Origin of the sequence: Stieleria tagensis (assembly GCF_024129865.1) — a bacterium.
Classification (GTDB): Bacteria; Planctomycetota; Planctomycetia; order Pirellulales; family Pirellulaceae; genus Stieleria; species Stieleria tagensis.
This window is the reverse complement of record NZ_JAMYFE010000037.1, coordinates 141,739-151,772: the sequence shown is the minus strand read 5'-3', so window position 1 is coordinate 151,772 and position 10,034 is coordinate 141,739. Positions and strand designations below refer to the sequence as shown.

At 57.8% G+C, this 10,034-nt stretch carries 9 protein-coding genes; 8 read left to right on the top strand and 1 reads right to left on the bottom strand.

Annotated features, from left to right (window positions below):
* Positions 1 to 1,325 precede the first annotated feature (1,325 nt).
* The gene (locus NHH03_RS08465) at positions 1,326 to 1,535 is read right to left on the bottom strand and encodes a hypothetical protein (protein WP_253155332.1); all 210 of its coding nucleotides are present in this window, start codon (positions 1,533 to 1,535) and stop codon (positions 1,326 to 1,328) included.
* Between the two features lie 295 nt (positions 1,536 to 1,830).
* On the opposite strand from NHH03_RS08465, the gene NHH03_RS08460 reads away from it, so the two are divergent.
* The 8 genes from NHH03_RS08460 (at position 1,831) to NHH03_RS08425 (ending at position 10,013) form a co-directional block, all read left to right on the top strand.
* The gene (locus tag NHH03_RS08460) at positions 1,831 to 4,395 is read left to right on the top strand and encodes a secretin N-terminal domain-containing protein (protein ID WP_253155331.1); all 2,565 of its coding nucleotides are present in this window, start codon (positions 1,831 to 1,833) and stop codon (positions 4,393 to 4,395) included.
* Positions 4,396 to 4,462: 67 nt separating this feature from the next.
* Positions 4,463 to 6,091 (top strand): GspE/PulE family protein, encoded by a 1,629-nt coding sequence (locus tag NHH03_RS08455; protein ID WP_253155330.1) that lies wholly within the window; start codon positions 4,463 to 4,465, stop codon positions 6,089 to 6,091.
* 5 nt (positions 6,092 to 6,096) lie between these two features.
* On the top strand, positions 6,097 to 7,302 hold the full coding sequence (locus tag NHH03_RS08450; protein ID WP_253155329.1) for a type II secretion system F family protein: 1,206 nt from the start codon (positions 6,097 to 6,099) through the stop codon (positions 7,300 to 7,302).
* Complete coding sequence (gene gspG, locus NHH03_RS08445) at positions 7,292 to 7,720, top strand: type II secretion system major pseudopilin GspG (RefSeq protein ID WP_253155328.1); 429 nt, start codon at positions 7,292 to 7,294, stop codon at positions 7,718 to 7,720. Before NHH03_RS08450 ends, gspG begins: the two co-directional genes overlap by 11 nt.
* Complete coding sequence (locus NHH03_RS08440; RefSeq protein WP_253155327.1) at positions 7,717 to 8,214, top strand: prepilin-type N-terminal cleavage/methylation domain-containing protein; 498 nt, start codon at positions 7,717 to 7,719, stop codon at positions 8,212 to 8,214. Before gspG ends, NHH03_RS08440 begins: the two co-directional genes overlap by 4 nt.
* Positions 8,211 to 8,585: a prepilin-type N-terminal cleavage/methylation domain-containing protein gene (locus tag NHH03_RS08435; protein ID WP_253155326.1), complete on the top strand. Its 375-nt coding sequence runs from the start codon at positions 8,211 to 8,213 to the stop codon at positions 8,583 to 8,585. The genes NHH03_RS08440 and NHH03_RS08435 overlap by 4 nt, the downstream gene beginning before the upstream one ends.
* A complete protein-coding gene (locus tag NHH03_RS08430) occupies positions 8,582 to 9,097 on the top strand; it encodes a PulJ/GspJ family protein (protein WP_253155325.1) in 516 nt (171 codons plus the stop codon). The genes NHH03_RS08435 and NHH03_RS08430 overlap by 4 nt, the downstream gene beginning before the upstream one ends.
* Entirely contained in the window at positions 9,087 to 10,013 is a 927-nt protein-coding gene (locus NHH03_RS08425; RefSeq protein WP_253155324.1) for a type II secretion system protein GspK, read from the top strand. The genes NHH03_RS08430 and NHH03_RS08425 overlap by 11 nt, the downstream gene beginning before the upstream one ends.
* Positions 10,014 to 10,034 lie beyond the last annotated feature (21 nt).

Below are 10,034 nucleotides of genomic sequence, written 5' to 3'. Positions count from 1 at the left end.
TATTCGGTCATCCGACTCCCTGAATGTCATTTGTCTTCGTCGCTTATTCCACTCCTAGGACATACTCGACCGGTCAAGATTGGAAATCTCGTACCGATCAAGAACTTCAGGGTCTCACTGGTTGCCTGATTGACGTGTTGTGTAGTGCGAATGGGCCGCCGACCCCGGGTCTCCACTTGCAGCTCGCCGAGTGACGCTGCAAACGGTGTTGCCTTCAGGCATGAACAAACCTTGGGCAGAATCCGACAGTTACCAAATTTCGGGGCTAATTCCATTCGGGCGTCGCAGGGCCACCTACGATCGCTTCATCCTCACTACCTTTCGCTCTGTACGTGCTGGCTCTGTACGCTTCAACGACTGACTTCGACCACCGGTCTTATACAGCCGCTGCAACACTCGATACCGGGCGCGTGGCTATCGCTTACCCAGGCGGGATTCGCACCCGCTAGTCAATCAGACCTTGCCAGTCCGCACGTTCATTCATTTGCTCTGACCACGCTCGATTGCTCCACCCACGAGGAAGCTGGGCACATCGGGCGAGACTGCAGCGCGGGGGAGATGCTGCGGCGGGCGCTGATTCCGTTGCACCTTCGACCTGCGTTTCCAGGTACCCATCGATCTCACGGAGGCACCAAGGCACGGAGAATCAATGTTGATCCAAACAATGCGATTGACGAGAGACCGTCGGCCTAGATCGAAGACTCGCGTCGGATGCTTCGTTGGTGTGGAGGATTTATCCGACCAAGCATGACGTGTTCTGCTTGCGATTCGGTCGGATAAATCCTCCACACCAACGAGGGCAAACAGCCTGAAGTCACTTTCAGGTTCAAACCGTCAGGGAAGCGACAATATGGGGCGTCGACGACTCCGGCCTTATTGACTCGACAGAGCAAGCTTTTGCAGCCGTCACTGGACTTGGAGCAAGATTAGTCATCATTAGTCGCTCCGGTTTACGACAACGCTATCCGCCATGGCCATCCCTGGCCTTTGGTTCTACAGCGAGCCATCGTGGTTGGTTGACTCGCCAAACGGTAGATTGAAGTCATGTATTCGTTCTAGTTTCGTACCGAATCCGGGTCCAGTTTGCCGGTATTCCGCGGCGTACATCACGTCGCGCGTATCCCTCAAACAAATCTCAATGTAATGGTTTAGCTTTTCCAAATCGCCCTCAGCTAGATGGATAACGCATCGGAGGTGTCGCGGGCGCGTCCCGTTGGGCAAACCATCTGGGATTCGAGAAATCAAATTCGCAAGAATAACGGACGCGCTTTCATCACCGAAATCTTGGGTGATGCGTTGAATGATGTCAGTTGGTACGGGTGATGTCATGCGAGTTTATGGCTACCGTTTGGATTGATCTTGGCCGAAAGTCCGTTGCCAATGGTATATGTCACTTTTAACCATGACGCACGAGTCGCGCCAAACCCTGCGAGCCATTCCGCGAGTTCAGGGTTGCTTTCAAAATGAAACGAAAAACCGAATAGCCCTGTGACTCCAATCAGCGTAATTAGCAGGTATCGGTTCAGCTTAGGCATGATGTTTGTCGCAGGATTCTACCGTCAGGCGACGAACGATAGCGATCACGTGGTCGCCGCGAACGACTCACCACTTCAATAAACTCAACTCGGCGACTCACGACGAGTAGACCGGGGTCTCTTCAGTTTAGATTGCCTTTAGGCACTCTCCAGACACCCCAAACTGGGCAACCTAAAGGTTGAACTCCAACGGGGCGCGGCGGAGTGTGTCTGGATCTGAATTGACGCCGTCGGCGAATTTCCCTAGTTATCCAGCTGAATGATTGCAACGGCCCTCCTCTTCCATTGGCCTGTCATGTCGGCTTGGTTTGCTAGCGAAACACGACGAAGATTCTTGTTGCCGATTGTCGCTGCGCTGTTGGCGATCGTCGCGACGGTAGATTCTGGCACGGCCCAAAACACCGAGGCTCAAAACACCGCGGGTGACGAGATTGTCGAATTGAATCTTTCCGGAACGGTGAAAGTCACCACGCTGCTGGATTTGATGAGCAAGCAGTTGGGGGTTCGCTTTCTGCACAGCACCGATGTCGCCCGCCGTGACGTCACGGTTTACACCCCCGCCAAATTGCCTCGAAAAGTTCTGCCGACGCTGCTGGGAAGTTTGCTACGCGAAGCCAATTTGGCGGTCGTCGATTCCGAAGTCCCCGGCTGGAAACGGGTCGTTGACATTGCGGACATCGTCAACAGTGCGCCGGCCGGCGACGCCCGCGAGATTTCCCAGCGGAATGGACCGGCGGCAGCGGTGACCCAAGTCTTGCCGGTCCAATTCATTGACATCACCACCGCATCGACTTCGCTGAAACCGTTTCTCAGCCGTACCGGATCGAATATCGTTGCCATCGGAGACCAGAAGGTGTTGATCGTCAGCGGTTATGCCGCCGACGTCCGCTTGGTCGCAGAACTATTGGCGATGATCGACCGGCCCGACGCTGCGGGAACGATCGAGTTCTATCAGACCCGCCGTCGACCGCCGTCGATGTTGATCGAACAAGTCGACGGTTTGCGGGCCGCCGACACCGGCAAGCAGGCCGACGCGACGGCCCCCAAACTGTTGGTCGACCAGACCGGCCAGCGCATCATCGTGGCCGGCAACAAGGATCAAGTCGCAGCCACGATCCACTTGCTGGAACGATTGGATTCGGGCACCGAGTATTTGACGCGGGTGTACCGGCTGGAATACATCGGTGCCTCGCGGTTGGATCATCTGATCCAAGGGTTTGTGGAATCACCGCAAACCAACGGTCGCGAGCGGCAATCCACGGGGATCGAAACCACGATCGACGAGGAGGGAAACCTTCTGATTGTTCGCGCCGGCGCAGCGGTCCACCAACAGATCGAAACGCTGCTACGTGAACTCGATCAACCGGTCGACAGCGAAGCGAGCCCGATCCGGTTTTACAAACTCAAAAATGCGACGGCCATCGAAGTGTTGTACTCGCTGTTGGCGTTGCAACAGGCGGCCGGTAGCGGAGTGGCTCAAGCCGGTGGGATGGCACCCGGCGCCTTTGGTACGTTGGGCGGCGCCAATTTTGGCGGGGTCGTTCCGGTGATGGGTTATCAGGGCGGTTTCAATCAAAGTGTCGCGATGCCACCGGCGGTACAGGGCATGCAGGGCAACGCTCCGGTCGGTATCGGCCAACGCAGCCTGCTGGCGGGTCCCGGACAGAACTTGGACGGCAATCTTTCCTCCACACGCAATCCCAACCAGAACGCTGCCTTGGGCGCCCTGGCCGGTGGGTTCGGCGGTGGCGGGTTCGGCGGCGGAAACTTTGCCGGCGGATTCGGCGGTGGCGGGTTCGCTGGCGTCGGTGGGTTCGGCGGTGGTGGCAATGTCGCCACGCTGCCCGGTGGCGCCCGTGTGTCGGCCGACGTGGCCACCAACAGCCTGATAGTGTTCGCCCCCTCGAACGTTCAATCGTTGTATGAAAAACTGATTCGTTCGTTGGACCAGCGGCGGCCCCAGGTCTTGATTCAAGCCGACATCATCGCCATCGACACCAGCGATAATTTTTCGTTGGGGGTGGAAGTCAGCATCGGTGATCGCCAGGGTTCGAAGAAACTTTTTGAATTCACTTCGTTCGGGCTAAGCGAGGTGAATCCCGTCAACGGCGCGCTCACGGTCAAACCATCGTTGGGCTTCAACGGCGTTCTGGTTGATCCGGAAGTCGCCGATGTCATCGTCCAGGCGCTCAGTGCACACTCGCGTGGCCGCGTGCTGTCGTCACCCAAGATTCTGGTCAATGACAATCAGACGGGCACGCTCAACAGTGTTGCCAGTGTGCCATTTCAAAGTGTGAATGCAGCCGACACAATCGCGACCACCAGCTTGGGCGGTAACCAGGAAGCCGGCACAACGATCCAAGTCACGCCGCATATCAACGAAGACAACCACCTGCAGTTGGAATTTGATATCGAATTCAGCACCTTTGTTGGATCCGGTTCGGACGCCTTGCCGCCACCGCGACACATCGATCGAGTGGGAAGCGTGGTCACAATCCCCGATGGTAAAACTGTCGTTGTCGGCGGACTCAAGCGAACCAGCGAAAGTGAATCATTCACCGGCGTGCCGTGGCTGGAAAACATCCCGGTGCTCCGTGAACTATCCAGCCTGCAAAGCAATGACCAATCAACAACCTCGTTCTTTCTGTTTATCCGGCCACGAATCCTGCGTGATTCGGAATTTCGTGACTTGGAATTCCTCTCGGACATCGAATCACACGACGCCACGCTGGCAGGGGATTATCCTGTCAGTCGACCTTTGTTGATTCCCAGCCCGATGCGTTCCGGAAACAGCGCATCGTTTGGTTCACAGCAACCGTGTGACGCCATCGGGGACGACGGGATGATCGACGGCCCGTAGTGCTTCCAGGCTGTGGCTGAAAAGTCGATGGCTGAGAATACGGGGGCTATTGACGACATGGTGATTCATGAGCAACCCCCAGACAAACGAATCCTCGGACAGCGATGCGACGCAGATCGCACGCCGTTTGCGAATGCCGGTCGTCGCTGATCTGAGTGAATTTGTTCCGGCGCCAACGTTTTTGCAGCGGATCAGTATCGCCCACGCGCGCGCCCATCACGTGTTGGGGTTGCAAGACCGATCGGGCGACGACCTGTGGTTGGCGATTGATTCGCCGGCCGGTTACGACCACCTCGACACGATCGCGCGGGCACTGGCACAACAGCCCGATGGGACTTTTCAGCGCGTCCGTCTGCGGCCCTTGCCGGCCACACCAACGGCGATCGAACGGGCGATCAATTCGGCATACTCGGATCAATCCAGCCAAACGCAAACCGTGATTGACTCGCTTGATCGCGAGGCGCTGTTGGGCCAGATCGCGGGTCTGGGTCCCAGAGAAGACCTGTTGGATACCGAGGGCCGGGCACCGATCATTCGCCTGGTCAATCATCTGTTGTTTGATGCGGTCAAATCGGGTGCCTCGGACGTGCACATTCAACCCTATGATGACCGACTGGTGGTCCGCCAACGCATTGACGGCGTACTGTTTGACGCCTTTGAAATCCCCAAACGCGCACAAGAAGAAGTGCTGTCGCGGGTCAAGGTGCTGGGCAAAATGAACATCGCCGAAAAACGATTGCCACAGGATGGTCGGGCGACGGTGCAACTAGGGGATCGCACGGTTGATTTGCGAATCGCGTCGCTGCCGACCAGCCACAATGAACGGATCGTGATTCGGTTGTTAGACAAGAGCGCGCGACTGTACTCGCTGGCTGAGTTGGGCATGCCGATCCATGATTTTCGCCGCTTCGCTTCGTTGATCTCGCGCGATCACGGGTTGATCCTGGTCACCGGACCGACCGGCAGCGGTAAGAGCACGACGCTGTATGGAGCGCTACAGGAAATTGACAGCGAAGAACTGAACGTCCTGACCTTGGAAGACCCGATCGAATACCAGCTCAATGGGATCAGCCAAACCCAGATCAACGAAAAGAAAGGCATGACGTTTGCATCGGGGATGCGCAGCGTGTTGCGGCAAGACCCGGACATCATCATGGTCGGCGAGATCCGAGATTCGGAAACCGCCATGATGGCCATTCAGGCTTCGCTGACCGGGCACCTGGTGTTCAGCACCCTGCACACCAACGATGCGGCCAGCGCCGTGACGCGGTTGTTGGATTTGGGAACCGAGCCCTATCTGGTCAGCAGTTCTCTGGTGGCTTCGCTGGCGCAGCGACTGGTTCGCAAACTGTGTGATCATTGCAAACGCCCCCGGCGAGGTGGGGATTCGTTGCCGGACGTGCCAGCCGAACTGCTGCGATCGATTGACCGACAACCATCTGACCTGATCGGTGTCTATGAAGCGGTCGGCTGCAAGGCCTGTCGCGGGACCGGGTTCAAAGGCCGCGTCGGATTGTTCGAGTTGTTGGTCATCGATGACGCCTGTCGCGAATTGGTTCAATCACGTGCCAACGCCGCGGCGATCCGCCAGGCCGGATTGGATTCGGGGATGCATTTGTTGTCGACCGACGGCCTGTTGAAAGTTCATCAGGGCATCACGACGCTCGATGAAGTCTTACGCGTCACGACGTTGTGATCCCGATGGCTGTTTTTTCCTACACCGGCATCGACCCGTCACGGCAAACGGTCAACGGCACGATCAGTGCCGAAACCGCTCGCCAGGCTCGCGACACGCTGCGCGCCCAGGGCGTCCAAGTTCGCAAGATCACCGTCTGTAAAACGCGGCGACAAGGCAGCGGTTGGCCCGGCTGGTCGCTGGCATCGTCCAAGAACCATTGGGCCACGGCAGTTTCCGAACTGTCGATGTTGTTGCACGCCGGCATCCCGTTGCTGGATGCACTGGACACGATCGTGCAACAGAACACGGGTTCGTTTCGCAGCGCGCTGTTGGGGGTGCGTGATTCAGTCGCTGCCGGCCAGTCACTGGCCCAGGCCTTGGGTGACCGTCCGGACCTGTTCGACGAAGCGTCCGTGCAAATGGTGGAGGTCGGGGAAAACGCCGGCACCTTGGAACAGGTGCTGGGACAATTGGCAGAGTTCAAACAGCGCCAGGCGCGGCTGACCGATGCCGTGACAACGGCGCTGGTGTACCCCATCTTCTTAGTGTGTTTTGGCGCTGCGGCCGGCATCTTTCTGATGACCAGTGTGTTGCCGCCGCTATTGGAGAACCTGGAAGAAACGCTAGACGAATTGCCCTGGCCGACACGCGTGGCCAAGACGCTTAGCAATGCGTTGGTGGATCACCGTTGGTTTTGGATTGTCGCATCGATTGCTACGGTCGTCGCCCTGGGGATCATTTTCCGCAGCCGCCGCGGTCGGATGCTATTGGATCGCATGGTGTTGCGGATTCCGATTTTGGGACCGATGGTGGTCAAACAGGGAGTGTCTCGGATCGCAATGGTGATCGGCACGCTCTCACGCAGCGGCGTCGAATTGACCGCCGCGTTCGAATTGGCGATGCGATCGACCAAGAATTCGGTGTTTCGACAGGCACTCGACCAGTGTGTCAAACGAATTTCCGCCGGCGAAGACGTCGCCGATGCGCTTGAGAGCAGCGGAGCGTTTCCCCCACTGGCGGTGCGAGTGTTCTCGGTGGGACAAGAATCCGGCAAATTAGACGAGATGCTTTTTCGTCTGGCCGAAGACTATGATGAACAGGTCAAAACGGCATCGGCGCGACTGACATCGTTGATCGAGCCGGTATTGATCCTTGTCTTGGCCGTCATGGTTGGCTTTCTATTGTTGGCCACAATCCTTCCGATTTTAGAGGCTGGAAATGTCTTGTGATTACGACCAGCGAACCCCTCCGCGGCGTTCGGCTTTCTCCTTGGTCGAACTGATCGTGGTGATGGTGATCCTGGGCATGTTGGCCGGACTGGTTGCCGTCCGAACACGCGGCTATTTGGTCAACTCACGAAAGAACGCCGTGAAGACCGAGATCGCAACGATTCTGAAGTCGCTGGAAACCTTTCGTATCGATCAAGGTCGCTATCCAACCGAAGACGAAGGGTTGCAGATCCTAAGCCAGCCCACCGACACCTGGCCGGAAGGATTTTTGACCAAGGTACCACGCGACCCGTGGAAGAATCCCTACTTGTACTTTGTGTCCGACGACGGTTGTGAAGTCATCAGTCTAGGCGCCGATGGACGTGAGGGTGGTGAGGGTGAAGACGGTGATTTCTCCAGCGAAATGCTGACCGAATGAATCGTTCGTCCTTTCGCCGCAATGGGTTTTCGCTGATCGAGTTGGTTGTCGTCTTGTTGCTGACGGCGATGATGGCCGCCCTCGCTTCGCTGTCGCTGCGTGGTGTGATGGCGCGGCAGCGATTGGCACGCGGAATTGAAATCGCCGAACAATTCGATGCCGCACTGCGCCGCTCGGCACGGCGCAACCGCCGGAGCACCGTTGGCCTGATCGATCGCGGGCAACAACGTTTTGACGTTCGTCACACCAAGGGTTCGCCGCAAGCATTTCGTTTGCCTACCGACGTCGCCATTGATGCCGTCCGAATCGGAGCCGATGGGGCACGCGGAACCGCTAGTCAAATCGTCGCCGCCGGCGATGGATCCACGCCCAGCTATGCGCTACGAATCACGACGGGTGACGCCCACCGTTGGGTGTTGTTTGTCGGTGGCAGTGGCCAGGTGGTCCAAGGCATGGAACGTCCATCGATCGATTCACTGTTGGGGGCACGATGAATCAACGCCCTGGATTGACGCTATTGGAGGTCGTCGTGGCGCTAGTGTTGATGGGATCCATCTTGGTCGCATCGCTGTTGGCGTTTTCCAAACACCGACACCAACTTTCGCTCGCGGAAAAAAGGATCCAAGCAACGCGGGTAGCCGATGATTTGGTCCACCAGCTTTCTCAGCACAGTGATGGTATCCCGATCGGCGCCCGTGGACTGGTCGCTGGCAAACCCGGTTGGATCTGGCAAACGTCATTGGTCGGGATGGCTTCGTTGGCCACCGTCCCGCTACAGGTGGTGCGGGTGGAATTGATTCACGTCGATCGGGAGACCCAGCCACTGGTCTGGGTCGACCTGGTCAAGCCGATCGCGACGCCATGACGAATCGTACCGGTGGATTCACTCTGATCGAATTGGTTGCGGCGTTGGTCTTGGCGTCGCTGCTGACGGCGGGCCTGTTGCAAATCGTGACCGTGGTGGCGCGAGAATCCAACCAACTGCGGGGTGAATTGTCCGACCCGGTGGCCGCCGGCCGCTTGGCCGATCGATTGCGAACGGACCTGATCAATGCCCGCGGCATCCGCGCCGACCAAAACGCGATCTTGATGGCTGGTTTTTCCAGCGACACCCAACTGCCGTCGAACGTGCGCTACGAACGAACCACGATCGGATCGCGACCGGTATTGGTTCGCGTCACTGACCGGCAACGAGAACTTTGTTGGGTGGGATTTGGCGGTTTTGATTTCCAGCCCTTTGATCAGGTCGACCAACAGACGCCTGTGCCAGATGCCGCCGGCGGGTTGCCGGCGATTCCCAGTCAATTTCAATTGCAGGCGATCGACGACACGGGGCGAGTGCTGTTGAGTGAGGTGATTGTTCACCATGCGAACTAAGCGACGCGGCTATGTGCTGCTGGTGGTATTGGCGGTGCTGGTGTTGATGGTGACGGTGCTGGCAACGCTGTCAAAACTCAGCCTGCGACGTGGGCTAGCCGCCGCCGATGCGCAATTGCGATTGCAGCAACGATGGGGCGCCGATTCGATCGAGGCGGCATTGTTGCCGCGGGCGGCGAAACTGTTTGATCGGTTGCAACAGCAGGCCGATCAGCAACGCACAGAAACCGGACTCGCAGTCCCCTTTCCAGGCCCACTGCGAGACGTGATCACGATCGGTGGAGTCACGTTTGACATCGTGATTGCCGACGAGGACGCCAAACTGAATTTGAACCGTGTTTACCACAGCGGCGGGCAGCAGCAAACGTTGACCGCGATCAACGATCTGGTCGGGCCCACCGCGTCGCGAGCGGTCCGTCTGGTTCCAGCGGTCCGCCCGCTACAGCAATCACCGCCAGTGGAAAGCGACGAGAGTTCGGAAGAAATCCCGCGTGCCCTCCGCAGCTGGGGTGAGGTGTTTGATCTGGTCGCGCTGCGCGAGATCGTGGGTGACGATGCGGCCTTGCCCAACGTGACCGATCAAATCACGTGCTGGGGCGGTGGTGCGCTGAACATCCGCCGAGCATCCGACCAAGCCATTCAAACCGCTGCGGCGACCGTGCTCTCGGATGCTGGAGCCAGACGCTTGGTCAGCCGATATAGAGACGGTGCACCGATGAACGCTGCGATTTTGATTCAACAGGAAGCCGATTCGGAAACACAGCGGTCGCGTCTGCGTAGAATGCTGGCTGAAACAAGCACTCATTTTTCGCTTTGGATCGACGCGTCCACGACCGGACGACGCAGCGGGCGAACCTTTTCGGTGATGCGATTGACCGATGACGGATTGGTGATCAACCAGCGGTTTGCTTTTTGACTCGCTGGGGCTGTAACTCGA